General features: G+C 60.2%; 36 protein-coding genes and 1 pseudogene. 27 read left to right on the forward strand and 10 right to left on the reverse strand.

Translation table 11 applies throughout. The features are described 5' to 3' along the window. Window position 1: 1 nt before the first annotated feature. From L6D64_RS16595 to L6D64_RS16615, 5 genes are read left to right on the forward strand one after another with little or no spacing between them, the layout of a single operon-like run. Window positions 2-364, forward strand: a complete 363-nt coding sequence (locus tag L6D64_RS16595) for an STAS domain-containing protein (protein ID WP_054883952.1) — start codon at window positions 2-4, stop codon at window positions 362-364. After that, window positions 361-765, forward strand: coding sequence for an anti-sigma regulatory factor (locus L6D64_RS16600; RefSeq protein WP_054883953.1), 405 nt, complete (start codon window positions 361-363; stop codon window positions 763-765). Before L6D64_RS16595 ends, L6D64_RS16600 begins: the two co-directional genes overlap by 4 nt. After that, the gene (locus L6D64_RS16605) at window positions 762-1,772 is read left to right on the forward strand and encodes an ATP-binding protein (protein WP_176507117.1); all 1,011 of its coding nucleotides are present in this window, start codon (window positions 762-764) and stop codon (window positions 1,770-1,772) included. Before L6D64_RS16600 ends, L6D64_RS16605 begins: the two co-directional genes overlap by 4 nt. Continuing rightward, window positions 1,765-2,628 carry a sensor histidine kinase gene (locus L6D64_RS16610; protein WP_176507118.1) on the forward strand — a complete coding sequence of 288 codons (864 nt, stop codon included), beginning with the start codon at window positions 1,765-1,767 and terminating at the stop codon, window positions 2,626-2,628. The genes L6D64_RS16605 and L6D64_RS16610 overlap by 8 nt, the downstream gene beginning before the upstream one ends. Next, window positions 2,618-4,561: a response regulator gene (locus tag L6D64_RS16615; protein ID WP_176507119.1), complete on the forward strand. Its 1,944-nt coding sequence runs from the start codon at window positions 2,618-2,620 to the stop codon at window positions 4,559-4,561. The genes L6D64_RS16610 and L6D64_RS16615 overlap by 11 nt, the downstream gene beginning before the upstream one ends. A 252-nt stretch (window positions 4,562-4,813) precedes the next feature. Here the strand turns inward: L6D64_RS16615 and L6D64_RS16620 are convergent, their stop codons facing one another. The 8 genes and pseudogenes from L6D64_RS16620 to L6D64_RS16655 all read right to left on the reverse strand — a co-directional run bounded on the left by L6D64_RS16620 (window position 4,814) and on the right by L6D64_RS16655 (window position 9,777). Continuing rightward, entirely contained in the window at window positions 4,814-5,950 is a 1,137-nt protein-coding gene (locus tag L6D64_RS16620) for a RelA/SpoT domain-containing protein (RefSeq protein ID WP_054886683.1), read from the reverse strand. Then, window positions 5,951-7,153, reverse strand: a complete 1,203-nt coding sequence (locus L6D64_RS16625) for an Arm DNA-binding domain-containing protein (protein WP_054886682.1) — start codon at window positions 7,151-7,153, stop codon at window positions 5,951-5,953. Window positions 7,154-7,356: 203 nt separating this feature from the next. After that, window positions 7,357-7,500: a hypothetical protein gene (locus L6D64_RS16630; protein WP_176507120.1), complete on the reverse strand. Its 144-nt coding sequence runs from the start codon at window positions 7,498-7,500 to the stop codon at window positions 7,357-7,359. Further along, the gene (locus L6D64_RS16635; RefSeq protein ID WP_176506971.1) at window positions 7,497-7,889 is read right to left on the reverse strand and encodes a hypothetical protein; all 393 of its coding nucleotides are present in this window, start codon (window positions 7,887-7,889) and stop codon (window positions 7,497-7,499) included. The genes L6D64_RS16630 and L6D64_RS16635 overlap by 4 nt, the downstream gene beginning before the upstream one ends. Continuing rightward, window positions 7,876-8,103 carry an Arc family DNA-binding protein gene (locus tag L6D64_RS16640; RefSeq protein WP_054886681.1) on the reverse strand — a complete coding sequence of 76 codons (228 nt, stop codon included), beginning with the start codon at window positions 8,101-8,103 and terminating at the stop codon, window positions 7,876-7,878. Before L6D64_RS16640 ends, L6D64_RS16635 begins: the two co-directional genes overlap by 14 nt. A gap of 121 nt (window positions 8,104-8,224) precedes the next feature. Further along, window positions 8,225-8,398 (reverse strand): annotated as a pseudogene (csrA, locus tag L6D64_RS16645) (carbon storage regulator CsrA); the annotation flags it as partial. A 90-nt stretch (window positions 8,399-8,488) separates the two neighbouring features. Further along, entirely contained in the window at window positions 8,489-8,887 is a 399-nt protein-coding gene (locus tag L6D64_RS16650; RefSeq protein ID WP_176507121.1) for a LuxR C-terminal-related transcriptional regulator, read from the reverse strand. A gap of 134 nt (window positions 8,888-9,021) precedes the next feature. Further along, the gene (locus L6D64_RS16655; RefSeq protein ID WP_176507122.1) at window positions 9,022-9,777 is read right to left on the reverse strand and encodes a S24 family peptidase; all 756 of its coding nucleotides are present in this window, start codon (window positions 9,775-9,777) and stop codon (window positions 9,022-9,024) included. A gap of 103 nt (window positions 9,778-9,880) precedes the next feature. Between L6D64_RS16655 and L6D64_RS16660 the strand changes: the two genes are divergently transcribed. The 14 genes from L6D64_RS16660 (at window position 9,881) to L6D64_RS16725 (ending at window position 17,975) form a co-directional block, all read left to right on the forward strand. Beyond that, complete coding sequence (locus tag L6D64_RS16660) at window positions 9,881-10,207, forward strand: transcriptional regulator (protein WP_176507123.1); 327 nt, start codon at window positions 9,881-9,883, stop codon at window positions 10,205-10,207. Window positions 10,208-10,546: 339 nt separating this feature from the next. After that, the gene (locus L6D64_RS16665) at window positions 10,547-10,864 is read left to right on the forward strand and encodes a hypothetical protein (RefSeq protein WP_236192506.1); all 318 of its coding nucleotides are present in this window, start codon (window positions 10,547-10,549) and stop codon (window positions 10,862-10,864) included. Then, complete coding sequence (locus L6D64_RS16670; RefSeq protein ID WP_176507124.1) at window positions 10,861-11,157, forward strand: hypothetical protein; 297 nt, start codon at window positions 10,861-10,863, stop codon at window positions 11,155-11,157. The genes L6D64_RS16665 and L6D64_RS16670 overlap by 4 nt, the downstream gene beginning before the upstream one ends. Continuing rightward, window positions 11,154-11,423, forward strand: coding sequence for a hypothetical protein (locus L6D64_RS16675; protein ID WP_176507125.1), 270 nt, complete (start codon window positions 11,154-11,156; stop codon window positions 11,421-11,423). Before L6D64_RS16670 ends, L6D64_RS16675 begins: the two co-directional genes overlap by 4 nt. Then, window positions 11,420-11,707: a hypothetical protein gene (locus L6D64_RS16680; protein WP_176507126.1), complete on the forward strand. Its 288-nt coding sequence runs from the start codon at window positions 11,420-11,422 to the stop codon at window positions 11,705-11,707. Before L6D64_RS16675 ends, L6D64_RS16680 begins: the two co-directional genes overlap by 4 nt. Next, complete coding sequence (locus tag L6D64_RS16685) at window positions 11,704-12,450, forward strand: Rha family transcriptional regulator (RefSeq protein ID WP_176507127.1); 747 nt, start codon at window positions 11,704-11,706, stop codon at window positions 12,448-12,450. The genes L6D64_RS16680 and L6D64_RS16685 overlap by 4 nt, the downstream gene beginning before the upstream one ends. Next, entirely contained in the window at window positions 12,447-13,088 is a 642-nt protein-coding gene (locus tag L6D64_RS16690) for a hypothetical protein (RefSeq protein WP_176507128.1), read from the forward strand. Before L6D64_RS16685 ends, L6D64_RS16690 begins: the two co-directional genes overlap by 4 nt. Continuing rightward, the gene (locus L6D64_RS16695; protein WP_176507129.1) at window positions 13,085-13,315 is read left to right on the forward strand and encodes a hypothetical protein; all 231 of its coding nucleotides are present in this window, start codon (window positions 13,085-13,087) and stop codon (window positions 13,313-13,315) included. The genes L6D64_RS16690 and L6D64_RS16695 overlap by 4 nt, the downstream gene beginning before the upstream one ends. Then, window positions 13,312-14,106 carry a helix-turn-helix domain-containing protein gene (locus L6D64_RS16700; protein WP_176507130.1) on the forward strand — a complete coding sequence of 265 codons (795 nt, stop codon included), beginning with the start codon at window positions 13,312-13,314 and terminating at the stop codon, window positions 14,104-14,106. Before L6D64_RS16695 ends, L6D64_RS16700 begins: the two co-directional genes overlap by 4 nt. Then, window positions 14,093-14,911, forward strand: a complete 819-nt coding sequence (locus tag L6D64_RS16705; RefSeq protein ID WP_176507131.1) for an ATP-binding protein — start codon at window positions 14,093-14,095, stop codon at window positions 14,909-14,911. Before L6D64_RS16700 ends, L6D64_RS16705 begins: the two co-directional genes overlap by 14 nt. Further along, the gene (locus tag L6D64_RS16710) at window positions 14,908-16,320 is read left to right on the forward strand and encodes a replicative DNA helicase (RefSeq protein WP_176507132.1); all 1,413 of its coding nucleotides are present in this window, start codon (window positions 14,908-14,910) and stop codon (window positions 16,318-16,320) included. Before L6D64_RS16705 ends, L6D64_RS16710 begins: the two co-directional genes overlap by 4 nt. Continuing rightward, window positions 16,307-16,813: a hypothetical protein gene (locus L6D64_RS16715; protein ID WP_176507133.1), complete on the forward strand. Its 507-nt coding sequence runs from the start codon at window positions 16,307-16,309 to the stop codon at window positions 16,811-16,813. The genes L6D64_RS16710 and L6D64_RS16715 overlap by 14 nt, the downstream gene beginning before the upstream one ends. Next, window positions 16,810-17,367, forward strand: coding sequence for a hypothetical protein (locus L6D64_RS16720; RefSeq protein ID WP_236192507.1), 558 nt, complete (start codon window positions 16,810-16,812; stop codon window positions 17,365-17,367). The genes L6D64_RS16715 and L6D64_RS16720 overlap by 4 nt, the downstream gene beginning before the upstream one ends. Then, window positions 17,364-17,975: a hypothetical protein gene (locus L6D64_RS16725; RefSeq protein ID WP_176507134.1), complete on the forward strand. Its 612-nt coding sequence runs from the start codon at window positions 17,364-17,366 to the stop codon at window positions 17,973-17,975. The genes L6D64_RS16720 and L6D64_RS16725 overlap by 4 nt, the downstream gene beginning before the upstream one ends. Before the next feature lie 578 nt (window positions 17,976-18,553). On the opposite strand, the gene L6D64_RS16730 is transcribed toward L6D64_RS16725, so the two are convergent. Next, the gene (locus L6D64_RS16730; protein WP_176507135.1) at window positions 18,554-19,009 is read right to left on the reverse strand and encodes a hypothetical protein; all 456 of its coding nucleotides are present in this window, start codon (window positions 19,007-19,009) and stop codon (window positions 18,554-18,556) included. 90 nt (window positions 19,010-19,099) lie between these two features. On the opposite strand from L6D64_RS16730, the gene L6D64_RS16735 reads away from it, so the two are divergent. Then, the gene (locus L6D64_RS16735; protein WP_176506972.1) at window positions 19,100-19,246 is read left to right on the forward strand and encodes a hypothetical protein; all 147 of its coding nucleotides are present in this window, start codon (window positions 19,100-19,102) and stop codon (window positions 19,244-19,246) included. A 152-nt stretch (window positions 19,247-19,398) separates the two neighbouring features. Here L6D64_RS16735 and L6D64_RS16740 read toward each other — a convergent pair whose 3' ends face one another. Further along, window positions 19,399-19,632, reverse strand: coding sequence for a DUF6555 family protein (locus tag L6D64_RS16740; RefSeq protein WP_236192508.1), 234 nt, complete (start codon window positions 19,630-19,632; stop codon window positions 19,399-19,401). A gap of 197 nt (window positions 19,633-19,829) precedes the next feature. On the opposite strand from L6D64_RS16740, the gene L6D64_RS16745 reads away from it, so the two are divergent. From L6D64_RS16745 to L6D64_RS16775, 7 genes are all read left to right on the forward strand, one after another. After that, entirely contained in the window at window positions 19,830-20,339 is a 510-nt protein-coding gene (locus tag L6D64_RS16745) for an acyloxyacyl hydrolase (protein ID WP_176507136.1), read from the forward strand. A 60-nt stretch (window positions 20,340-20,399) separates the two neighbouring features. Continuing rightward, window positions 20,400-20,771: a chemotaxis protein gene (locus tag L6D64_RS16750; protein WP_176507137.1), complete on the forward strand. Its 372-nt coding sequence runs from the start codon at window positions 20,400-20,402 to the stop codon at window positions 20,769-20,771. Further along, the gene (locus L6D64_RS16755) at window positions 20,771-21,088 is read left to right on the forward strand and encodes a YfgM family protein (RefSeq protein ID WP_176507138.1); all 318 of its coding nucleotides are present in this window, start codon (window positions 20,771-20,773) and stop codon (window positions 21,086-21,088) included. Before L6D64_RS16750 ends, L6D64_RS16755 begins: the two co-directional genes overlap by 1 nt. A gap of 60 nt (window positions 21,089-21,148) precedes the next feature. Beyond that, on the forward strand, window positions 21,149-21,499 hold the full coding sequence (locus L6D64_RS16760; RefSeq protein WP_176506973.1) for a hypothetical protein: 351 nt from the start codon (window positions 21,149-21,151) through the stop codon (window positions 21,497-21,499). Continuing rightward, window positions 21,490-21,858 (forward strand): HNH endonuclease, encoded by a 369-nt coding sequence (locus L6D64_RS16765; protein WP_176507139.1) that lies wholly within the window; start codon window positions 21,490-21,492, stop codon window positions 21,856-21,858. The genes L6D64_RS16760 and L6D64_RS16765 overlap by 10 nt, the downstream gene beginning before the upstream one ends. Window positions 21,859-21,985: 127 nt before the next feature. After that, window positions 21,986-22,369 (forward strand): terminase, encoded by a 384-nt coding sequence (locus L6D64_RS16770; RefSeq protein ID WP_029885668.1) that lies wholly within the window; start codon window positions 21,986-21,988, stop codon window positions 22,367-22,369. Next, window positions 22,369-24,078, forward strand: coding sequence for a terminase large subunit (locus L6D64_RS16775; protein WP_176507140.1), 1,710 nt, complete (start codon window positions 22,369-22,371; stop codon window positions 24,076-24,078). Before L6D64_RS16770 ends, L6D64_RS16775 begins: the two co-directional genes overlap by 1 nt. Window positions 24,079-24,083 lie beyond the last annotated feature (5 nt).

Consider the following 24,083-nt stretch of genomic DNA (forward strand, 5'->3'; position numbering starts at 1 on the left):
CATGGAACGCATACCGATCCTGCAAATGGGTGAATTCTTGCTGGTGACCATTCAGGTCGACATGCATGACGAACTGGCCATGCGCCTGCAGGACGATCTTACCGACCGTATCAGCAGTACCTCGGCCCGTGGCGTGCTGATCGACATTTCCGCACTCGACATGGTCGACTCCTTCATCGGCCGGATGATCGCCGACATCGCCAGCCTGTCGCGGCTGATGGATGCCCAGGTGATGGTGGTAGGCATGCAGCCAGCGGTGGCCATCACTCTGGTGGAGCTGGGCCTGAACCTGCCCGGCGTCAGCACGGCACTGAACGTCGAGCGTGGCATGCAGCGCCTGCGCCAGACCGTGAGGCGCGTATGAATGCCCATGACAGTGGCAGCCTGCCGGTGCGTATCGAGCAGGACGTGGTGCTGGCCCGCCAATTGGCCCGCAAGCTGGCCGGCGAATGCGGCATGCGCCTGGTGGACCTGACCAAACTGGTGACGGCGGTCAGCGAGCTGGCGCGCAACACCGTGGTCTACGGCGGTGGCGGTGACATGGACTGGCAGGTGCTGGAAGAGGCCGGGCGAACCGGTTTGCGCCTGGTGTTCCGCGATGAAGGCCCGGGCATCCCCGACATCAACCTGGCGCTGACCGACGGCTGGACCTCCGGCAATGGTCTGGGCCTTGGCCTGACGGGAGCCAGGCGGCTGGTCGACGAGTTCGAGCTGGACACCGCGCCAGGCGAGGGCACACGAGTGACGATCACGCGATGGGCATGAACATCCATGCCAGCCTCACGCTGGTGTTGCCGCTGGAAGACAGCAGCCAGGTCGGCCACGCCCGGCGCATGGCGCAGAAGCTGGCCGAGCAACAAGGCTTCGACAGTGAGGATGCCGGGCGCGTAGCCCTGCTGGCGACCGAACTGAGCAGCAATGTGCTCAAGCATGCACAGCGCGGCGAGCTGCACCTGCGCGCCATACCCGGCGCCAACGGCTGCGGCGTCGAACTGCTGGCCGTGGACCGGGCGCAGGGCTTCGATACCGCCACCTGCCTGGCAGACGGTTATTCCACAGGCGGCACCCAAGGCATTGGCCTGGGTGCCATTGCGCGCCTGGCGCAGGTGTTCGACGTTCACACCGATGCGCGGGGTTCGGTGATCATGGCGCGCTTGTACCGGCGCCAGGACGCCGGTCACGATATCCGTATCGGCGTGAGCCATCACGCCTTGCATGACGACCCGGCCTGTGGCGACACCTGGCACGTGGCGATCGACGGCAACCGCCTCAGCGCGTTGCTGGTGGATGGCCTGGGCCACGGTCCGGATGCCGAGGCGGCCGCGCAGGCAGGCGCTGTGGCCTTTGCCGCCGATGCGTTCATCGACCCGTTGCAGCTGATCGGCCGCCTGCATCAGGCGATGGCAGGCACCCGCGGTGGGGCCGTCGCCATCGCCCAGCATGATGCCAGCCAGAACCGCCTGTCCTTCACCGGCGTCGGCAATATCGGCGCCAGCCTGATCCAGGGCACCCAGGCACGTGGCCTGGCCTCGCTGCCAGGCATTGTCGGCGGCCAATACCGCAAGGCGCAGGCCTTCGACTACGCTCAGGTAAACGGCAACCTGCTCATCCTGTACAGCGACGGCCTGCAATCGCGCTGGAACCTTCAAGACTACCCTGGCCTGGTGCATCGCCATCCGGCCGTGATTGCGACCGTGCTGCACCGTGATTTCTGCCGCGGGCGGGATGATGTGACAGTGCTGGTCGTTGACCTGGAGCCCACCCATGGCTGAACCCTTGACCGACCCAGTGGCACTGGTCGCCCGCCTGCAGGCCGAAAACCAGGCGCTGCGCGCCGAACTCGACGAGACCAACCAGGGCGTGCTGGCGCTGTATGCCGAACTGGACATCCAGGCTGAACAACTGCGCCAGGCTTCGGACCTGAAAAGCCGCTTCCTGTCCTACATGAGCCACGAATTCCGCACACCGCTGGGTTCGATCCTGAGTATTACCAGCCTGCTGGCCGACGAACTGGATGGCCCCTTGTCCGAAGAGCAGCACCGCCAGGTCGCGTTCGTCAGTACCGCCACCCGCGAGCTGTCGGACATGGTCGACGACCTCCTCGACCTGGCCAAGATCGAGGCCGGGCGCATCACCATTTCGCCGGCCTGGTTCGACATGCTCGACCTGTTCGCGGCCCTGCGCGGCATGTTCCGGCCAATTGTCGACGCCAGCGCGGTGGACCTGGTCTTCGAAGAGCCGGTCGGCCTGCCCAGGCTCTACACCGACGACAAGAAGCTTGCGCAGATCCTGCGCAACTTCATCTCCAACGCCGTGAAATTCACCTCGCGCGGAGAGGTGCGCGTTTCTGCCCGACTGCAAGGCGAAAACAAGATCCGCTTCGCCGTCAGCGATACCGGCATCGGCATCCCTACCGGGCTGTTGAACACCTTGTTCGAGGATTTCGCCCAGGTCGACTCGCCGCTGCAGAAACGCCTGCGCGGCACCGGCCTGGGGTTGTCGCTGTGCAAGCGCTTCGCCACGCTGCTGGGCGGTGAGGTGGGCGTGACCAGCGAACCAGGGATCGGCTCATGCTTCTTCGTGATCATCCCGCTGGCCTTGGCCCAGGAGCACGCCGATGAAACCTGATGTCCGCCTGCTGATCGTCGACGACAACGCGGCTACCCGCTACGCCTTGCGCCGGCGTTTGGGCGTGCATGGCTATGAGGTGCTCGAAGCCGGCACCGGCGGCGATGGGCTGGCGCTGATCAGGGAGCAGCAGGTGGATGCACTCATCCTCGACGTCAACCTGCCCGACATGAGCGGTTTCGATATCGTTCGTCTGCTGCGCCAGGACCCGGCCACAGCCCTGTTGCCGGTGATCCACGTGTCGGCCGCATCGATCCAGAGCGGCGACATCATCACCGGTCTCAACGCCGGTGCCGATGCCTACCTGATCCACCCGGTCGACCCGGACGTATTGCTGGCCACCCTGCGCACGCTGTTGCGGGTACGCGACACTGAACGTGCGCTGCGCGAAAGCGAGGCGCGTTTTCAGGAAATCTTCCGCAGCGTATCGGCGCCTATCGCCGTGCTCGACGCCGAGTTCAAGGTGCATGAATGCAACCACGCATTCGCCCACCTGATGCAGGACAACCACGACCCGCAGCAACTGCGCGAGTGCTTTGCCGAAGGCCAGGCACTGGTGCTGGAAGAGCTGCGCGAGCACCTGCGCGCCGGCAAGCGCTGGCGTGGCAACCTGGGCATGCGCCTGCATGGCGAGCCGCGCGATACCGAATGGCAGTTGTCACCGTATCGCGCACCTGGGCTTTGCCTGGTGTTCATCGAAGACATCACCGAGCACCGCCATCGCGAACGCTCGCACCTGGCGCGCCTGGACGATGCCACCACGCAGTTGGCCAAGGAAGTCGCCGAGCGTGCGCGCACCGAGGCCCAGCTGTTGCAATTGCAGAAGATGGAAGCCCTGGGCAGCCTGACCGGTGGCATCGCCCATGACTTCAACAACCTGCTGACGGGCGTGATCACCAGCCTCGAACTGATCCGCAAACGCGTCACCGAAGGCCGCACGGAAAAGGTGCCGAAATACGTCGATGCAGCGCTCAGTTCCGCCAACAGCGCCGCCGTGCTGACCCACCGCCTGTTGGCCTTCGCTCGCCAGCAACCGCTGGACACCCGGCCGGTGGACGTCAATCAGCACGTCAGCTCGCTGGAGGAGCTGCTCACCCGCACCATCGGCGAACGCGTCTCCCTCAGCCTGGATTTGTCTACCCATCCTGCCATCGCCCTGGTCGACCCCGTGCAGCTGGAAAGTGCCGTGCTCAACCTCGTGATCAACGCCCGCGATGCGTTGCCCAAGGGCGGGCAGATCTGGGTCAAGACCTGCACGGCGTTGGTCCATGGCGACCCCAACCTGCAAGACGGTCCCTATGTAGCGGTGACGGTGCGTGACAACGGCAGCGGCATCGAGCCTGATGTGCTCGACAAGGTTTTCGACCCGTTCTTCACCACCAAACCGCTGGGCCAGGGGACCGGTTTGGGGCTGTCGACCATCTACGGCTTCGCCCGGCAGTCGGGCGGCCACGTAGTGCTGCGCAGCGTATTGGGTGAAGGTACCGAAGTGACCCTGATGTTGCCCGCCACCGAGGATGTCGCCGTGCCCCCGCAGCGCGAAGTGGCAGAAGATGCCCGCGGCAATGGCGAGCATGTGCTGATTGTCGAGGACATGGCGTCGGTGCGCCTGTCGGTGGCCGAGGCACTGACCGATGCAGGCTACCGCTGCACGCTGGCATCGACGATCGACGAGGCGCTTTTCCATCTGCGGCACGAGCCAGGGCCGGATTTGCTGTTGACCGATGTGGGGTTGCCGACGCTGAGCGGGCGCGAACTGGCGGATATGGCCAGGGTCTGCAGGCCAGGGTTGCCTGTGGTGTTCATGACCGGGTATGCCGATGAAGCGCTGGACCGGCAGGCGTTTCTGGGGGTGGGGATGGATATGCTGGTGAAGCCGTTTCGGTTGGGCGAGTTGCTGGACAAGGTGAGGCGGGCGGTGGGGCGCGTTTGAACAGCCGCCCTCAAGAGCAGAGCGGCTTGAAGTTGTTTCAAGGCGTTGTGTAGAAGCCCGGCCTGGCAGGCCAGGCGGAGCATGCTGCGGGTCAGTGCAGCGTCTGCGGATCGATGGGTTTCTGAATCCAGACACAAAAAAAGACGCCCTAGGGCGTCTTCTTTTTTGGAATTTGGTGGAGCCGGGGGGATTTGAACCCGCAGCCAAGCCTTTATTCTCAGGGCCTGCAGCCTGATTGCTGTCATTAAGCTGTCATTCTCCGAAAATCTGCTTCAGTGTGAGTTTCGAAGTGACTGGTGGCGGAGGTAGCACGGTGCCCCTTGCTACGATGATCCCGATCCGGCGAAGACGAGTGACGAATCGACCGGTATCAAGGAAGTAGTTCGGATACGCCTTCTTGAGTGCGGATACCGATTGGGCTGCAACTAGTACGACTTGGACACTATCATTACCCTTCGCAGCTTTTTCCCTTTCCAAGTAATCCGATGTGGCTTTTGGAAGCTCTTCTCGCGAATACCCGTTCACAGTTACATTTCTGTCTTGGGTATTGAGCTCTAATAGGTAGTAGTGGGTTTTTTCATCTTGAGTGTGATGAAGCTCTTCTACTATGGAGTTGTAGACTGTAAGTTTTTCAATCACCTCAAGTTCTTCCGCGATCTCCATGGTCTGGCTTAGAATCTCCATCTTGCTAAGATGGCGATGTGCGGCAAGAACTTCGCAGTCCTCCATTAAGGCAAAGCTAGAGGAGGCGAATTGAAAGAACTCAAGCCAACGAGCATTGCCCATGCTCGACTTCAGCGCCTGGTTTAGAAAAACTCCGGCCGTTTCCACCGCAGTAGCCCAAGCGTGCTGAACTTCGTTGCGGATTTGGATTTCAAGCTGCAGACCTTCGTAGTCTTTTGCGGCACCCTTCCGATTGTTATATTTATAAACTAAATGGATGCCCCTATACCCTGAGTCTTTAGGGTCTTTAATGTAGTCGTACTCAGAAACAAGGATATGATCCCATTTGCTTTGTAGGTAGGATTCCCGCAGGCGGTAAATAGCCTTTAGACTTGGTACTACAGCACGTAATCCGCCAATGTCTTGCATACGTGCGAGGCTCATGCCAGGGAAACGCTCAAGTTTAGCTACGATTGACGGAATACGCTTTAGGCGCTGGGCTACAAGGCCATTGATTCCCAGCGATTTGAGTTTGTTTCTCAGACTTGCTTGGAAAGTGTTAACTGGATAGCTGTGGCTTGAGCGCCAGTTGTTGAGAATTAGCAATGCTTCCTCAAACGCCTCATCAGTTGCATTTTCATCAAACAGGGTGGAGCCTGCCTTCATGACTTTTTTCTTGCTGTACTGTGGGGTTACCCAAGCCATTTTTGCCTTCCATGGAAGCATTTAGGAATCCTCGATGATGGCACCTTGCCCAATCGCGGGCAATGGATCGTGCGTGGATTTCTGATCCCACATGTCTACAGCTTTCGACCCCATCTGCCCCTCATCGTTTGGCATCCATCTCCCGTACACCCTCGCAATCATCGTCCAGTCGCTGTGCCCCATCTGCTTCGCTACCCACATCGGATGCTCCCCGGCAGAAAGCATCATCGAAGCGTAAGTGTGTCGAGTCTGGTAGGGGCGCCGGTATCGTACGCCGGCCTTTTTCATTGCTGGATGCCACATGGTTTTGCGGATCGGTTGATCACCTGCCCAGCGCTCAAGCGTCCGCGGGTTTTGAAAAACCTCTGCATCAGCCAAGAACGTGTGCGCCTTCTGCGCTGTCAGCGCTTCAAGTGCGGGTCGCAGCAGCTTCACCGATCGCCGGCCCGCGGCAGTCTTCGTCACCTCAGCCTCTCCACCTGCAGCCTGGGTCATTGCCCGGCTGATCATCACTTCCCCTCGGACCCAGTCCACATCTCCCCAATCCAGCGCGACCAGTTCACTTGTCCGGAGTCCTGTCCACAGCGCGAACTGGACCATATTCCTAGCCTGTCCGCTCAAGGCGGCCAGAATCGCCCGCTGTTCTTCAGGCGTGAACGGATCCACGTCATCCTCTCTCGGCGGTGCTTCCTTCCGGGCGTATGTCCAGCCTGCCAGCGGATTCGTATCCAGCAGCTCCTCGTCGACCGCATCGTTCAGGGCCGACCGCAGGCAACTCTGGATGTTGCTCAGCGTCTTGTTGCCGACCTGCACCTTGTCCAGCCAGTCCTTTATCGTCTTCCGCTTGAGGTCTAGGACAACATGGTGGCCCAGGGCAGGAACGAGTCGCAGCTCGACAATCTTTCGATAGCCTTCGAAGGTGCTGCTGGAAATATGCTTCTTCTTCGCCTCCAGCCACCTGGTCAGGTATCCACCAACCGTTTCCTGGCTGGTTTCCGGTGCGAACTTTGCGGCCCGCGGAGAGCCGGGGAACGTGACGGAATAGTCAAACGTCCCCTGTGCAATGGCGTGTTCAATCGCCGCCTTGTGCTGTTGTGCCTTTTTCAGGTTAGTGGCGGTGGGCTTGAGCGAGACGCGCTCGCGGCACCTAACACCCCGGAACATGAACGTGATCTCGATGCTCGAGTCTGAGACTGCCCTGACCCCGCTCCCGCCTCTACCCATGATTCATATCCTTCCATGTCAATCAGCGTCCGGCCATCCGGCGCTTTTAGCCAAATTTCACCTAGCCGCCAGATCCCGTCGCGGATCTTTGAGCGGATCGCGTCCTCGGTGTAGCCAGACTCGCTGGCGAATTTTCTGACGGTCATGTAGCGCATTGTCTTACCCCGCCTGACGCGTCAGGTTTTCGTTTTCACGCTGATCTGTCACAGCAACCCCCGAAAGTGGTCGGCCAGCACGCGCCGTCCGTCCAGACCGCAAGCGGCTGACAAGTCGATCACTTGCCCGAAGGTGGTGTCGCGCTGCTGCAGGGCATCCCACAGCAGTAGGAGCAGGCCGGCTTGGCTCATGGCTGCCTCTCCTGCACCACCTGCTGCGTGGTGAGGTGCCGGATCGCGGCGTCGATACGCTGGTCCAGATCCTCACCTACACGCAAAGTGCCGATACCGCCTGCTCTGTCGAATACGGCAGGTGTGTGCCCGGAGTGAGTGGAAAGTGCTTGGTCGCGTAGCCAGCGGTACCGGCGTGCATCAGCGGCCATGCGGACATGCTCGTCGATGTTGAGCGCTTCACGCTCAAGTGCTGGCGACACCAGGTCGCCTTGGCTGGCGGCTGTGATCACAGCTAGCCCGCGACCCACGGATACCAACTCCCCAAGCTTCACAAACGGCAGGATGCTCGACAGGGGCGCCGCCTCGCATGCGCGTAGCACCAGGGTGATGCGGTCAGGTTGCGTCATGTTGGGCTCCTTGGGTCGTTGCAGCCAGTGTCAGCGCATCCAGCAGAGCGTTAGCGCGCTTGTTGCGGTCCAGGTATTCGCGGATCGCCTTCACGATCAGGCTGTTCATGCTGCGGTCGTCGGCATCTGCTGCGATGGTCACTTGTTCGCGCATGCCATCTGGCAGGCGAACAACGAATTTGTCAGCGACGCGTGAGCCGTACTCAAAGGCCATGGTTCACCTCCTGTGCCTGAACAGCCTGTTCCTGGGCCAGCAGCTCGCGCCATTCGGCTTCCGTTCGGTTGGCGTAGAGCGGTTCGCTCTCTTGGCTCGTTGCCTCAACAGTGATCGCTGCTGGCGCGGGCATTCCGGCAGCCTTGCGCTCGGCGATTTCCTGGCGGTCGACTGACACGCCCTGTGGCGCCTCGATGCCAAGTCGGACTTGGCTACCTTTGATGCCCAACACGACAACGGTGATGTTGTCGGAGATCTTGATGGATTCGCCTACACGGCGTGTGAGGATCAACATGGTGAAGCTCCTTTTTCAGGCAAGCCGAGGGCCTGCCGCGGTTGATGGCTTTCGCAAAAATCAGGGATGGATCAGGTCAGGCGGCTGGCGTCACGCCACCGCCAGGGCGCACTCGGCGCGCCGGGTTGCAACACGCATTTCAACCTTCCGTTCACCGCCGTTACCGCCACGGCGGATGCGCATTGCCTGGTCATCGCCGATCATTCCGTGGATGGCCATCAGCAGGGCCAAAGCGGTTGCTGCCGGGCTGATCACGCCGCGGCGGAAGGCTTCGGCCACCAGTGCAGCGCGACGGGTGACGCCCCATTTTGTACCAAGGGCGATCAGGCGCTTCTTGACGCCATCCTCGCTGATGCCCAATGCCCGGGCAGCCTCTTTTCCCGAAGCGCCACTAGCAATCGCCAGCAAGCACTCCAGTTCGCGTGGAGCTGCGCCGTGACCGAGATAGCCCTGCCAGTTGCCGACGGTGATCGAGTTTGCCGTTGTCATCGCTGATGCTCCATGCGTGGACTTGATGCATATAAAATTACCTGTAGGTTACCTTTGTGGTCAACACCTCCAGGTAAATTTTTCTCCAGGCGAAAAAAAACCGCCAAACGGCGGCTTTCTCGAGATGGCTATGGTTACCTGGCGAACATTCCCCACCAGAACACATGACCGATTAGGGTAAGAGCTTGATCCTGGACGTCATCGAACGTGTAGTCCTCGTCGGGGTGCTCATCACGATTGAAGCTTCGGAGCCTGATGCCCATTGGAGTGCGATAAACCTGCTTAATCCTAAGCTGGCCATTGTGATTGATGGCGTAGATGTCGCCATCAATGATGTCGCCGAATGAATTTTTGGCTACGTCCACACCTACGATGGCTCCATCTCTTAATACCGGAAGCATACTGTTCCCGCGTACCGTGACGCACCGAGCGGAATTGAACTGAACTCCGTTCTTTCGGAGGCTGCGCTTTCCGAATCTCAGGGTCGACCCATCGGATTGCTCAATTGCAAATCGGCCAGAGCCAGCTGCCAGCTCGACCTCGTGAAGATAGGGGACGACCACCTCATCATCTTCGATCGGAGATTCGTCATCCCATATCGAGAGATCTGCCATCTCCGGGTGCTCAGCTGGATGGGTGGCTTCTCGATGGTGATGCTCACTGGTAACGGAAGCCACATCGAGCCAGAAACGTGGAAGATCAAGTCTGTCTTCAATATCCCTGGCCAGGGCCTCGCCAACCCTTTTTCGATGCTCAGGTTTTCCAGATAGGCAGCGGGAGAGGTAGCTCGGGGCTCGCTCAATTGCCTCAGCTAGCCCTGCGATGCGGCCGTTGAAGCGCTCGGTGACGAGCTCTCTAAGGTTCTGGCGGCGTATTTCATAGATATCCATTCGTCAATTGTCCCTAATAGTTATCTATGGGTAAATTCCCTGTAGGTGTTGCCGGTAGGTAACCTCTGGGTTATCTTCTATGCATTCACTCGAAGGGCTGGCTATGAAAATGAAGCTCCAGCCGTTGCTTGCCTGGCTCAAAACCGCTGATGACAACGGCGTGTCGGAGACTGGCACGACAAGGGCTTATCTCAGGTTGATTGGCTACGGCCAAAAGACTGCATCTGCAGGTATGGCAGTTGGCATTGAGCGCGCAACCAGCGGATCTGTGACTAGACAGATGCTTCGTCCTGATGACTGGCATCGCCTCTGGCCGGAACTGGCAGATCGCTCGGCAACCTTGCAACAAAATATACCGGCCAACAGCCATCAGCGTAACTCCACTGCGGTGGCTGTTAATCCATCCAGTGCTTCGCAGGCCGCCTCATGATCCGCATGTTGGCTGTGGTGGCATCTTGGGCCGAGCGGAAAAACTATCTGCCTGCCCTTGAAAGGCGAAACCCGGCCGTTAACCTGATTGATTCATATAGGAAAAAAGCGCGTGTTGCGCTTTCGAAGGAGCGTGATATGCGCATGCAATTAACTATTCCGCCGACCCGTCCAGGGTAGGCCCTGACCCTCTCGGGGGAGGGGGGTTGCAGTTTTTGTGTTCCATGGATGATGGGGGTTACCCAAATCCAGGGCACAAAAAACCCGCCGTAGGAAGCGGGTTTCTCTAGCCAGTCCACGCCAATGGACTTTTTGAATCTTCGTTCTGTAGGAGGACGAGATGCACCCAGAAAATACCACCGCGCCATCACCGGCGCAACTTCCTCTGCTTCGCCCAATGGACTTCGGCTCAAAAGAGTTCGAGAGGGACTCGGTGTTCCGCATCATTGGCGACGCCGGCCTCATGGATGGTCTGAGCTTGGCCGTCAGCTTGACAGAGGGCATTCACCAGCTCGCCCATCGTCTTGAGCTGGCGGCGAACATGGGGGAGCACATTCGGACTAACGAGCTCCGAGCCCTGGCGTTCTTGGCCGATGCCGCCAACACCCTTAATCGAAGCGCGCAAGTTGCTCTGGAGAAGTGGGAGGTGAAGCCATGATCACGCCTCTCTTAACCGTCTCGCACCAGTTCAACAAGAATGGCCAAGGACACTTCTTTGCAACCGTGCCCGGCGTCAGTTGTGCCGATGCGTTCAACCTCGCCAGCGCCAACCTGAATTCGGCCGAAGACCTGTTGGGTCAGCTCGTCCAGCTCGACGAAAGCTGCCACTTGGCTTTTGCGATCCGGGCACTGGTAAGTCAGGCGAAGGCGTTGGTCGACTCAGGAGTTGTCGCAGTCGAGCTGGCAGAAGATCCGATCCCTCGGTTCGGTGGCAAGGAGATCTCGGCATGAATAGCCAACTCCAAACTCTTGCCTGTCCATTCGCTACCAGTGGGCTCCACGATGTGTTCGAGGCCTCTGGCGAGATACCCGTCCACGAAGCTCTCGATGCCGCAACTGATCGTCTGGAGGCAGTGGTGGCGGGCCTGGCGGATTTGATGCAAGAGCCGGCCGTAACTCACCGTGCCACCTTGATCTTCTACGCAGCCGAAGCGGCGCTGGCGCTCGTCTACGCCTCTCACGCCGGTGTAGACCCGGCGCAAGGAGGTGCAGCATGAACGTCGGCCTCTGCAACCCCCACGATTTGATTGCCCGCGAAGCCGTCGACCAGTTGGCTGCAGCGGTGCAGACCATCCTGCAGCTGGAGGAACTGTTGAAGGCCGCCCGACCAGGACTGGGCGAGCACACCGGACCCGCACGCTTGATCGAGCTCGGCATTTATGCGGCGGGCGACCAGGCCAATGGCTTCGACTGTGCCCGGGAAGACTTACTGAAGCGCTTGCAGGCGTGCGCGCCACAAAAAGCCAGTGTTCCAGTTCGTGGCGCGGGAGGTGCGGCATGAACTTGGTCCTCATCAAGGACGGCGAAGCCGTCACCACGACTACCGTAATCGCCGCCGGTACGGAGAACGAGCACGCCAGTGTCATTGCGCTTGTGCGTAAGTACCAGGCAGATTTCGAGGAGTTCGGAAGGGTGCGATTTGAAATCGAACCCTTTGAAACGTCTGGCGGGGTTCAGTCGCGGGAGATTGCTCTGCTGGATGAACCCCAGGCAACCCTGCTGCTGACCTTCATGCGCAACACCGAGATAGTGCGTGCCTTCAAGAAGAAGCTGGTCCGCGAGTTCTGGGAGTTGGTGCAGGAGCGCAGCCGGGCCAAGTCATCCATGCCAGAGAACTACATCGAGGCGCTGGAGCACCTGCTGGCCTCGAAGCGTTCTGAACAGCTGGCGCTCGAGCAGCGTGATCATGCGATAGCCACCAAGGCCGAGATTGGTAGCCGGCGTGAAGCCACGGCGATGGCCACCGCATCCGCCGCGGTGCGCAAGGTCATGCACCTGGAGAACGAGCTGGGCCGTGGTTGCCAGCACGCCACCGTGACGGCGGTGGAGAGGGCCGCTCACCGGAGCTTCGGTGGCCAGGGTTTCCGGCCGCTCAAGAATTGGTGCGACAGCCATGGGGTGTCCGCCCCAAAAGTCCAAGACCCTCGATTCGGCTGGGTTCGCTCCTGGCCTGCTGCCGCCTGGGCAGCCGTCTACCAAATTGATCTGGCCGATCTGTTCGGCGCTGCTGGAGAACACCAATGACCCTCATCAAACTCAAGGTAGCCGAGAAGCTGGCCAAGATTGCACGGAAGCCTGACCACTCGCCGAGGGCCATGTTGATCCTGACTCAGCGCATGGTGCGCATCAGCTTGTCCAGGTTGTCTGAGATCCGTGCCGAGCGCCGTGTCTTCAGACGCGAAGCGGCAACGCTGCATAGTTACCCACACACCCAGCGGCAGATGGACAAGCTTCTAGAGAAATCCCGCACTCATCGCGACGATGATATCCGTGACATCAAGCAGGGTCTGATCGGGATGGGTTACCACCTGATCAAGGATACGGACAACAGCTACGACGCCATTGGATTCGACAGCTTGTGTGACCTGCTGAGCATCAACCCGGTACACCGCCCGGCGATCCCGAGCGACGAGCGAGGCCTTGCGGGCCTGATCTGCGTCGCTCGGCTGGAAAACAGCGTCAGCCCGCAGTCCGAAGGCTGGGGTGAGGGTGGGCCTTTGTTCGAAGCGTGCTTTATGGCCATGGTGGATTGGATCAAGACAGCCCCTGAAGGCGACCTGCCTGATTTGTTCGGCCAAGGCTCACCATTCTCTGGTGTTGAGCTGGTCCAGGCCAATCCGGCGCCGGCTACTACAGGTCCCTCATCGGAGACTCTCCAATGACTACCACACCAAACCCCGCCCAGGCACTCCAGCAGCGCGCTGGCGCAGTGATCGTGCCGAGTGGATGGCCTTGCTGCGATCTGTTCAAGCTGTTCCCTGAAGGCGCCCGCTGGCAGTTCTACGAGTGGGCAAAACAGCAGCGGGCTTTTCTTGAGCGGCATGGCTGGATTTTCGAGGAGTCGTACGACCAGTACGTGCGCCGCATTTGTGAGGAGCTGCAGCTGTGAGCATCCAATCCATGACCTGGGCGCTTGAGCAGCGCGTGGTCACCGATCCCACCTGCCGGCATGTGCTTCTGTGCCTGGCCAACTATGCCGACAAGAACGGGCGCGGGGCGTTTCCATCAGCTTCGAGCCTATCTGATGACACCGGGCTTTCCGAGCGCACCATCCGTTACAAGCTGGACGCCCTGGAGGCCGCTGGGGTTATCCAGCGCGGGAACCAGGCGATAGCTGCTGCCTACATTGATCGCTATGACCGGCGCCCGGTGGTTTACGACATGGTTGAAAATCGGGGTGCACCAGCTGCACCCCGCGATGACGAGGAAGCCGAACGGGGTGCAAATGAAGACGCCACGGGGTGCAGCTCACAACAGAACGGGGTGCAAATGGCGACAGAACGGGGTGCAGCAGCTGCACCCAATCCGTCATCTATCCGTCAGTTATCCGTCAATAACCCAAAGAAGCGTGCAGGCAAGCCTGCTAGGGAGAAGTCAGCCAAGTTTGATCCTCTGAGCGCGAAGCCTGAGAACGTATCGGTTGAGACCTGGGCTGACTGGTGTCAGCACCGCAAAGAGATCCGCAAGCCGCTGACCGCAACGAGCTGCAAGCAGCAGGCCGAGGATCTGGCCAACCACCCAAGCCCCGATGCCGTGATCAAGTTGTCGATTGGCAAGGGGTGGACAGGGCTCTTCCCTGAAAGCGCCATCCCTGCTCGGGCCGGAGCACAGACCACCGCAAGCGCAGTTCTGCAAGTGCCTGCACATCACCAGGAGATGTACCCTGATGACCTCATCTAAATTCAGCCCGGTCCCTGCCGAGCGGGGCGTCGGCATTGCTAACTGCGAAATGCCTGGTCATGGCCAGTACGAGGTGAAGCAGGTCGAGCAGTTTGGCGGCGACTGGAAAGCGAATGAGTGCCCGCGTTGCCGTTGGGAGGCTTTGAACCTCCAGTGCGAGAAAAGCGTGCGGGACGCTGCGTACGCCGACAAGGAAGCCGACGAGCTCAATCGTGACCTGTTCGCCACCGGCATCACGCCGCGCTTCCGTGGGTGCACGTTCGACAGCTTCATCACCAATGCCGAATCGGCCAAGGTCCGCGCCCAGTCCATTTGCCGGCGCTACGCCGATGAGTTCGAGGGTCACTACCGGGCTGGCCGCGCATTGATGCTACTCGGCGAGGTCGGGAACGGCAAAACCCACCTGGCATGCGCGATCTTGCAGCACGTCGTACGGGAATACGGTGCCCGGGGCCTGATTGTCACTGCCGAAGCGATCATGCAAGCGGTGACTGACAGTTTCCGCAGCAACGCCGGGCCTTCGAAGTCCGACTTGTTGGCCGAGCTGGCGGCTGTCGATCTGCTGGTCATCGACGAGGTTGGCATGCACACGCCGCGTCCAGGCAAGGACTTCATGCCCAGCCTGCTGCATGAGGTGATCGACCGACGCTATCAGCTTGTTCGTCCGACGATCTTGATCAGCAATCAGGACCGCGAGCAGCTGCCGGCCTACATCGGGCCGCGGGCCATGGACCGCCTACGCGAGAACGGTGGCCTGCTGGCGCCATTCACCTGGTCGTCGGCACGTGTCGGGGGTGGGGCATGATCAGTCAGGAATATCTGGACTGCATGCAGGGTGAATCCCGCTTGCACAGCCCCCAATCGGAGCATGCGCTGATTGGGGCAATGATTCACCAGCCGGCGCTCATCGATGACGCCAAGCTTGAGGTCGGTGATTTCTACCAGCCTGACTGCGCGGAGTTGTTCGAGCTGCTGCTGGCGCTTAAGGCCAAGGGGCGCCAGATCGACGTGGTAACCCTGTCCGACGCCCGCCCGACCTTGGCAGACGGGCGCGGCACGTTGGCAGTGGCTGCGCACATCGCCCACAACACCCCCAGCGTGGCGAACTTCGCCGAGTACGCCCGAATCGTGAAGCAGCGATCAGTGGCCCGCCGGGTGATCGCCGCCGCACACATCATGTCGGAGCGCCTGAAGGGTGGTGATTCACTGGACGAGGTGCTGGCGCAGGGGCAGCAGGCCTGGATCGCTCTTGAGGCGGAAGGGCTGGATTCGCGTAAGCGGTATCGCTTCATCGGCGAGATCCTGCCAGAAGCGATCGATGGAGTTGATCGCCGGTTCAATCGCGAGGTGGTGCTGGGCTTCGACACCGGTCTGCCATCGCTCGACAAGTTCATCCCAGGTATCTGCCCGGGGCACATGGTCGTGGTTGCTGGCGCCCCGGGTAGTGGCAAGACCACCCTCGGCCTGGGGATTGCCGAACGCATCGCGTTGGTCGCCAATTCGACTTCGCTGGTTTTCAGCCTGGAAATGACCGATGTCGAATTGACCAACCGCTCCCTGGCATCGGTGGGCAGTGTGCAACTCAAGCACATCACCGAGGGGCATTCGATGGACGACAGCGACTGGCCGGGCCTGACAGCGGCGGTCAACAAGCTCAACAAGGCACCGCTGATCTTCTGCGATGACGCCTCCCTGACTATTCGGGATATCCGCCAGATCTGCAGGACGGTTAAGCGGGAGCACGGCCTGGGTTCTGTCACGCTGGATTACATCGGCCTGGTCAACGGCGAGAGCAAGTCTGCCAGCCGGTATGAGCAGGTAACCGACATCAGCAAGTCGATCAAGCGTTTGGCGAAGGAGCTTGGCGTACCAGTGATGGTGCTGGCGCAGTTGAACCGCGGCCCCAACAACCGCGCCAACAAGCGCCCCACGAAGAGCGACCTGCGTGACTCAGGCCAGATCGAGGCCGACGCCGACGTAGTGGTACTGGTCCACCGTGACAACGACTCCGAAGAAGGCCAGTCGGGAGTCACCGAGCTGATCGTGGACAAGAACCGCCACGGTGAAACTGGCATCTGCCGGGTGCAACACCAGGGCGCCTATCACAGATTCGCCGAGCTGGTCGGGTACCAGCCAAGCAACGAAGAAGTCGAAATGGGCCGGCCCTTTGCCAGCCGTCACCGTTCGAGAGGAGCGCACCATGAAACTTTCTGATTTTTGGCCAGGCCACAAGCCGCCAGCCCGCACCCCGGCTAGCCCTGTTGTTTCTGTGGCGGTGACCAAGCGTGCTGGCGCTGAACAGGCTGTTGCCACTGTCGATGACTCGGCATCCAGCAATGCCCCGCGCGGTCCGGTTCAGCTGCCCGCCACCCTGGCCGAGTGCGAGGTGCTGGAGGAAACCCTTGCCCGCGATGCCATCCGCCTGGAGTGTCAGATCGGTGTGGCTGAGGGCACCGCCAAGGCCGAGAAGCGCTATGCCGACCCGGCCTGGTTCCACCGCGCCAAGGCCGCGCTCAAGTACATCAACCGTGACCGCCAGCGCCTCATGGTGCACATGAAAGCCCTGCGCATCGAGGTTCGTCGCAACTGCCCGGCCTGGCAGGCCCGCGATAAGGCGATCCTGCGCGAGCTCAATGCTCGGGTGCCGAAGGAGGTGTTCGACGAGTGCGTGCGGGTGGTGGACGAGGATCTGGAGGCGATGCGATGAACCTGCTCAAGTTGATTGCCAGAGCGCTGGCTCCTGTGCGCGAGCCGGCTGGGTATCAGCCAGTCGTCACTGATGGGGTGGCGGTGCTCCCGCCAGGCGCTGATGTGGTCCATATCAAGCGCTACCCGGAGGCAGAGCGCATTGCCGCTTCGCTGCGCGATTACCCAGGCGACTGGTGCTGGCGCGTGAAGGGCTATGAGCTGGAGCACGCGCCCACGGGCTTCGTGATGTGGGTGGCAAATGAGAGCTACGGCCTGGCCGAAGTCTTCAGCGGCCACCAGTCCAAGTTCGAGCCTGGAGAGCAGGAAGTGATCTGGCCAGATGTTCAGGCCTGGCTCTCGTCGCACAAGGTCGGCTTCACCGGTCGACTGCCAAAGGTGAAGATCTGGCGATACGCAGGCTCTTGGCGGTGCATGTCCGAGCAGCACCCGTGGGCCGGTGCTGGCGACACGCCGGAGCAGGCATATCGCTCCTGGGCCAGGGCCGTATCGGTGGAGGCGCGCATCGATCAGCGCCCTGGTGAGATTCTGCATGTATGGAGTGCCGCGCAATGAGCAATGCAACCGCGGCGATGCCGCGCAGGATGCTGGGTGACTTTCAGCCGGTGATCTACCAGGGCGTGATGGCGGCAATCGTCCGAGTTTTGGCGGCCGATAGCACCAGCAACGCCACAAGGCAGAGCTGGCAGAAGCTGATCGACTCAGGGCCACGAACAGGAGGGTTTAGGGCGCTTCTTTCGGCCCGGGACCAGTTCGATTACGACTGCATTCTGCATGCCTTGCTGCATCGAGCGCTCAGCCCAGCGCACTGGGATGTACTGGTGGGCAGATACTCCACGCACAAGGCAAACAGGGTCAGTTCCATCGCTCGCATTATCCCACGCATCAGTTCGCCAGCCCCGGCCCTGTTTATCTACAAGGCCACGACGGTCTGGTTTATACCCAAGATGAAGGGCAAGCAAGGCAAGCGTTCGACCGATGTAGCGGTTCTGCCAGACGAGTTCTACGACATGAACACATGGGACGTGGATGCTCGGCCTGACTCAACCCGCACACGCTGGCGCCGGGGCATTCACAAGTCACTCGATGAGTTGGAGGAGGGCGCGGTCGTGCATGTCACCGAGATCTTGGAGCGTGAACAGCTGATCGAATGCTTCGCTTGACAATAGTGAGCGAATGAGCGAAATTGCCAACCATCCTCAGATCCCTGCGCGTAAACGGGATTGAGCAGAAAAGCCCCGGCCAGCAAGCCGGGGTTTTTTGTTGTTTTTTAGCGATCACTAAGGATGGGTGTTCAATGCCTAACGGATACAAGATTGTCCAGGACGCTGATGGGAAGTGGCGCCTGAAATGCAACGAGAGGCTTCTTCCAGATAAGTATGAGTCCAAACTTGAGGCGCATACAGCGGCGTTAGGTAAGGCGCCATGCGAGGGGTCTGGAAAGCCCGAGCAGGTATTAACTCCGGAAACCAGGCCCGACAAACCTAAGCCAACTGAGCCAACCCCAAGCCGACGTCGCATTACGCCAAAATGATGGTTTTTTCTTTCAAAGCCCAACCATTGTGTTGGGCTTTTTCGTTCATGCGGATGACGCGCCCAGGCAGCTGATCTAAGTCGGTAGTGCCGTCGATCAAAGCCGTGCGCTCCCTGGTCGTCTACGCAATGAGAGTCTGGGATACGTGACCCAGTAATCCTAACCAACAAGCCGGGAAGCTCCGGACCTACGAAACTATTCACCTGGCTAGGGAATCCCGGCAGTTCTGGCCAGAAGTTGTATCCCGATTGAGATGGCTTGGTTCATCGCCTCTTTCGCCGCTCCGGTAGCACCACTTTTCGCGGCGGTTGACAGCCGGTCTCCTAATGTTTCGCTTCCCAGAGACGGCGTCGGTACGTGCTTGAGTGCCTGCAGGCCGTATGAAGTGAGCACATACTTGGATTGGAAGTGACCACCATCCTTTTTGAGGATGAAACCAGAGTGAGTCAGCCACGCCAAACTTGCTTCGAAGAACTCAGTCTCCGGGTCTCGCTCCCCACGCGTAACTGAGTCCTCGCTCCCTGGATCGTTACTCAGGACTTCAAGTTCTGGGAGCCCGGCGACCTTGGGGGTCACAGGCGCGGGTATTGGGAAAGCCTGGTATAGGTGCGCCAGTATGTCCGCGCTGATTTCATCGAAACGCTCAATGTTTGTTTTCGCCATGGTTCCGTCCTTTGGATGTTGTTGAGGCTTTGACGATAGCACGGAGCCATTTGCCGCCATGAGCGGCTTTCTCTTTTCTGTGGAGCACCTATGGCCGAGCCAAGTACCGGCGCCCTTGCAGTGACCGGCGTACTTGCCAGCGTCGGCTTTTGTGCTGCGAGCGCTCTATACGTTGCCCTCAATGCGCACATCCGAAATGCCCAGATCGGCGACCGCAATTCGCAGTTGATCATGTGATAAACGATGCGGCGCACGCATCTCGGATAGGGTGTCAGCGGGAGCATGTAGGCGGAGGAGAGCGGTAAGCACGTTGTCTTCGCTCGGGCTAGTAGACCAGTCGCAGATCCAGAATCTGCTATGGCCTTTGAGGTTGTAGTCAACGCGGTATTTCATAGATTGGCTGACCTCCGCCATTGGACGTCGGTTATCCCGAAGCGCTCAGCCGCGGGTCGAGAGACCTTCTTGATATCCGAAGCGGTGAATTTAGGAATGACTCCTACACCAGCTTCGCAGGCCGCCCAGTGCCAAGCCTCGGCGTCATCCATCCGCTCGGCGCGGACTATGAATTCACGGCTCTCCCCGTGGAGGCTGTAGGCGATGACGTAGATGTTCCCAGCGGACATTCTCTAGTTCCTTCTAGCGCGTCGAAATGTGCAATGTTTCTTTGTAATCCGTACTCGGGACTTGGGCAAGCATCCCCGTTCCGTTACTACCAAGGTCTACAAGCGGCATTGTGGATATAGATTTTCCTTGTAACAAATGGTTTTTTGATAGCACTATGGTTCTATTAGCTTGCTAACAAACATGGAAGATCCTAGTGATGAGAACCTTCATAACTGCTGCAGCGTTTTCCCTTTTCGCTGCGTCCGCCGGAGCCGCTGAGCTTTCGGGGGCGCTCGGAGCGACCGGTCAAGGCGGCCTCACAGCGCGCGTAGGCTTTGGCTTCAACTGGGACAAGAGCTGGTTTGAGTCCAGCGTTGGCCGTCTCACCGGCTACTGGGATGCTGGGTATACCTATTGGGAGGCAGGAGATGCTTCCAGTGGCGCTCACTCGCTCTCGTTCGCTCCCGTGTTCGTGTATGAATTCGGTAGCGGCGATGTGAAGCCATTTGTTGAGGCCGGTATTGGCGTTGCGGTGTTCTCCGGCACCTCCGCTGGTGATCAGGACCTTGGCTCCGCCTTCAACTTCGAGGATCGCATCGGTCTTGGCCTAAAGATTGGCGAGACCCAGAAGGTGGGCATTAGAGCCATTCATTACTCCAACGCCGGCATCAAGCAGCCGAACGACGGCATCGAATCCTACTCGCTCTTCTATAGCCACCAGATTTAACCCTTTCTGCGTAGCTCCCTTGCCCGCCCAGTGCGGGCTTTTTTGTCTCTGGAGATTTGGATGGACCCGACCGACTTCGGCCCAGGCACAGCCACCTGGCTGGGCGGAACGGGCACCGTCCTGCTGGGCGGCTTTCTGTGGCTGCGCAAATTCCTGTCGAAGGATGCAGCCGATCGCGCGATGGACAACGCCGACATCGGCACAGTCCGGCGACTGAATGAACTACTCGACTCCGAGCGCGAGGCCCGCAAGCTGGCTGAGGCCCGAGCGGATCAGTTCGCTAAAGAGCGCAACGAGCTCGCAGCAGCAGTGGGCCGGATGGAAGGGAAGATCGAGGCCCTCACCAGTCAGGTGGGCCAGCTCACCGAGAAGGTGACCAGTCAGAGCGCCGAGATTTCCCGGCTTCGCTCCCAGCTTGGAGGTACCGCCTGATGGACAAGTGCGCGTTGGAATTCATTGCTCGCCGCTGGTGGCGTCGCGCGGAGGTGTGGGTCATTGCTGTGGTGCTGATCGCTGGCGGCGCGGTGCTGGGTTGGCAGTCTGCCTACTGGGCCATGGCAAGTACCCAGTCCCATCAGGTGGACGAGATCCGCCAGGCCTACGATGCCGCGATGGCTGAGCGTGACAAGCTCATGGACGAACTGACCAAGCGAACCGACAGCGCTGCGGCTAAGGCCTCGAAGGCAGCGACTACTGCCACCCAGGCGGCAGACAAAGCCGATGAGGCTCTGAACCGAGCGATTCAGTAATGGCCTGCAGCGGATGCGCCGCCCGGCGCGAATGGATCAACAAATGGACAAAGGTGGCATATGAGCGAGCACGAAAACTTCTCTCATCAGATCGAGAAGCTCAGCCCGAAGAAGGGCGACCTGTTGGTGGTCAACGTTCCGTTCCCGATCAAAGCCGAGGTGCGGGACCGACTGACTCAGCACCTGGCGGGAGCGGCGGATCGACTGAGTTGTGAGCTGATTGTGCTTGAAGCGGGCATCACGGCTCAGCTGCAACCCAGCTTCAGCGACGTGCTGGCCGAGCAGCAGAAGCAGACCGCGCTACTGGAGCAGATCGCGACCCAGAACCTGGCACTGATCGAAGCCCTGGCAGATGAGGGTGACGGCGATGCCCCGCCCAGCACCTACTTAAGTGGCGCTCCATGCCGCTGAGGCCGCAGCGACCGTGCCGGGCCCAAGGCTGCCGCTCACTGCATCGCAACGCCAACGGCTACTGCGATGGTCACGCCGACCTGGCTGCCGAGCAGGCCAAGGCATGGGCGACACGCAAGGGGTCAGGCCGTGGTGGCCGCCCTTGGCGGCGCAAACGTGAGCGAATCCTGAAGCGAGATCAGTACCTGTGCCGCTGTGACGACTGCGCCAAGCTCGGCCGCATCCGCGAGGCACATGAGGTTGACCACATTGTGGCCCTGGCCCACGGCGGCACCGACGTTGACAACAACCTGCGGGCGATCAACCGCGACTGTCACAAGGCGAAGACGCAGCGAGAGTCGAAGTCGATCAAAAAATGATCGAAAACTGCGAAAATGAGACGGAATCTCGTCTATGGGGAGGGGGAGGGTCAAAAGTTCAGGCCCTTTCGCTCGGACACCGCGCCCTCAGCTTTTTTTCCACTTCCGCAAAATTCAGGTTTTCAAAATGGCCCGACCGCGCAAGCCGACCAACGTGCTTGAGCTGACCGGTGCGTTCAAGAAAGACCCCCAGCGTCACCGTGAGGATGCCGAACCGGTGGGTGAGCTGACCGCACCGCCGGCTCACATCAACGGAGCAGTGCTCCACGCCTGGAAGGAGATTGCGAAGTACGCCCCGCGGGACGTGCTGACCAACTCCGACCGACTCAGCCTGGAACTGGCCGCCAACCTACTGGCCCAGTTCCGCAACGACCCACTCGATTTCCCTGCCGCCAAGCTAGTGCGCCTGGAGGCCATGCTCGGCAAATTCGGCATGACACCGGCTGACCGGTCTAAGGTGGGCGGGGGTAAAAAAGACGCGCCGAAGGGCAATGCATTCGCGGAGCTGTGATGGCCAAGGTGAAATTTCCGCTGATGAAGGCGGCCGAAAAGTATGCCAAGGATGTCGTCGCCGGTAAGATCCTCGTCTGCAAATGGATCCAGCTGCTGGCCCAGCGTCACCTCGACGACATGGCCGCCTCAAAGCGCAAGGACTTTCCGTACAAATTCGATCCCGCCAAGGCGGAGAAAGTCGCTAAGTTCCTGCAGCTTCTGCCGCACACCAAGGGTAAATGGGGCGGAAAGAAGCAGCTGATCAAGCTGGAGCCCTGGCAGCTCTTCTCGGTTTGCTTGCCGTTCGGCTGGGTACGCAAGAAGGATGGTACCCGCCGTTACCGGACGATTCTGGTGTTCGTACCAAGGAAGAACGGCAAATCGATCATCGGCGGCGGCGTGGGTCTGTACATGTTCGTCGCCGACGGAGAGTTCGGCGCCGAGGTCTACTCTGGCGCGACCACGGAGAAGCAAGCCTGGGAGGTGTTCAGGCCGGCCAAGCTGATGGTCGAACGGACTGATGACCTGCGAGAGCACTATGGCGTCGATGTGAACGCCTCGAACATGGTCGTCCTGGCCGATGGGTCGCGCTTCGAACCGGTCATTGGCAAACCTGGCGACGGCTCTTCACCGTCCTGCTCGGTGGTCGACGAGTACCACGAGCATCAGGATTCGACGCTCTACGACACCATGGAAACCGGCATGGGCGCCCGCGAGCAGCCAATCATGCTAGTCATCACCACTGCGGGTTCCAGCATCGGCGGGCCGTGCCACCAGCTGATCCGCGACTCCGAGCGGATGCTGGAAGGGGTCATTGAGCGTCCGGATCTCTGGCCCGCGCTCTACACCATTGACCATGGCGATGACTGGACCAGCGAGATCGCGCTGCGCAAGGCGAATCCGAACTTCGGCATTTCGGTCGGCGAGGACTTCCTGCTGGCCCGCCAGCGTGACGCGATGCAGTCGGCAACCAAGCAGGCCACCTTCCGCACCAAGCACCTGAATGAGTGGGTAGGCGCCAAGAATGCTTGGCTCAACATGCTGCGCTGGAAAGAGGCCCCGGTCAGGAAGAGTCTTGCAGAACTGGAGGGCCGTCCGTGCTACGGCAGTCTCGACCTGGCGAGCAAGATCGACATTGCTGCGAACCTGCTGATCTTCCCGCCCTATGGCGACGATCCGTTCTGGCATATCCACGCCAGGTACTACCTGCCAGAGGCGCGGGTGCTGGAGGAGCTGGACAGCAACACCGCGCGGTACCGCGAGTTCGATGCTCTCGGCCTGCTGACCCTGACCGACGGGGAGGTCACTGACTTCGAAGTCATCAAGGAGGACATGCGCGAGTTTGCCGGTCGCTTCGACATCCGGGCCTACGCCTACGACCCATGGCAGGCCACCCAGCTGGCTCAGGAAATGGACGCCGAAGGTTTGCCGATGGTGGAGCTGCGCCAGACAGTGCAGAACTTGAGCGAGCCCATGAAAGAGGTCGAGGCTCTGGTGCTGCAGCGCAAGCTGGCCCACGGTGACTGTCCGGTGCTGACCTGGATGGCCTCCAACGTGGTGGCGAAGCTGGACGTGAAGGACAACATCTACCCCAACAAGGAGCGCCCGGAGAACAAGATCGACGGCATGGTGAGCCTGATCACCGGCTGCGCCGTGGCCATCAAGCTCGGTATCGACGACTCCGGCCACTTCGATGACTTTCTTGCCAGCCCAATCGTGGTTGGTTAACGGGA

It is taken from the genome of Pseudomonas urethralis, from assembly GCF_021602465.1.
Classification (GTDB): domain Bacteria; phylum Pseudomonadota; class Gammaproteobacteria; order Pseudomonadales; family Pseudomonadaceae; genus Aquipseudomonas; species Aquipseudomonas vlassakiae.